The organism is Thermococcus sp. 21S9, assembly GCF_012027635.1.
In the GTDB taxonomy this organism is placed as follows: domain Archaea; phylum Methanobacteriota_B; class Thermococci; order Thermococcales; family Thermococcaceae; genus Thermococcus.
The window spans coordinates 1-387 of sequence record NZ_SNUS01000074.1; the positions used below are offsets into that span (position 1 = coordinate 1).

Sequence of the window (387 nt, forward strand, 5' to 3'; positions counted from 1 at the left end):
TAAGATTGTTGAGATGCTTTAGTTTTTGTTTTTGTGAAGACTTTTTCATTAAAAAGTCTCATAAACTTCTTTTCTTAATTTTCTTGGAGGTGGAAGTATGAAAAAGATAGGAATAATCGGTGGAATGAGTCCAGAATCAACACTCTACTATTATAAAAAGTTCATTGAAATCTCAAGAGAAAAGTTTGGGCTATATTTTTATCCAGAGCTGATTATTTACAGCATCAACTTCAAGGAGTTCAAAGACAATCCCGATGGCTGGGAAGGTAGGAAAAGAATCCTAATAAACGCAGCAAAAGCCTTAGAAAGAGCTGGAGCTGAAGTGATTGGGATTGCAGCAAACACTCCCCACATGGTGTTTTCTGATGTTCAAAGAGCTATAAACGT

General features: G+C 35.7%; 1 protein-coding gene. It reads left to right on the plus strand.

What is annotated here, in order from left to right; translation table 11 throughout:
• Nucleotides 1–97 precede the first annotated feature (97 nt).
• A partial coding sequence (locus E3E28_RS11040; RefSeq protein WP_206203911.1) for an aspartate/glutamate racemase family protein occupies nucleotides 98–387 on the plus strand: 290 nt, incomplete at its 3' end.